1 protein-coding gene is annotated in these 571 nt (G+C 30.3%); it reads right to left on the reverse strand.

The genetic code is table 11. The features are described 5' to 3' along the window. Positions 1 to 31: 31 nt before the first annotated feature. The gene (locus tag ES674_RS15475) at positions 32 to 208 is read right to left on the reverse strand and encodes a hypothetical protein (RefSeq protein WP_170234036.1); all 177 of its coding nucleotides are present in this window, start codon (positions 206 to 208) and stop codon (positions 32 to 34) included. Between the last annotated feature and the right edge of the window lie 363 nt (positions 209 to 571).

Consider the following 571-nt stretch of genomic DNA (forward strand, 5'->3'; position numbering starts at 1 on the left):
TGTTGGCATTTCGTTGTTTTTATTCAGTTTATTAATTTTCGTCTTTCTTCTTATTCGCTCTAATTGTCAAAATCATTGATATTATAATTAAAACACTCGATAATGTTGACATCCAAAATCCTCGGTCAATTTCATCGGTCGTTATAAAATTCCCAATCATTAAAATTGCACTTGCAATTATTATTATTAAAGGTAAATTCTTTTTCATTAATACAGTTTTTGTTTATGAGTGAATTCGGTTAGTGTTTTATTCCGCAAACTTTTCAATTCCGATTTAGTGGGCATTTCCGCAACTTGCTAAATTCCGCATTCAATTCGGGTTTTGCTTTTCAATTCAGTTTCCGATTCCGCAAACGAGCTAAAAGTCAAACGTTTTGATTTAAATCACTCTTTTTTTTACAGCTTTAAATTCTCGTTTATTTGTTTGTTAATGGAATGATTTTCCAGTTTCTATACGATTTGTAATTCAGTCAGATTTGAGTCATTCGCATATTTTTCGATTTCCGATTCAATGTCTTTTAAATTACTCATAATTGTCATTTTTAACGGTTCTGCTCAATGAATTCCAACG

Source organism: Bizionia myxarmorum (genome assembly GCF_008086205.1).
Classification (GTDB): Bacteria; Bacteroidota; Bacteroidia; order Flavobacteriales; family Flavobacteriaceae; genus Algorimicrobium; species Algorimicrobium myxarmorum.

Coding starts and splice junctions, on each gene's coding strand:
- ES674_RS15475 (WP_170234036.1), bottom strand. CDS start 208: ATGAAAAAGAATTTACCTTTAATAATAATAATTGCAAGTGCAATTTTA.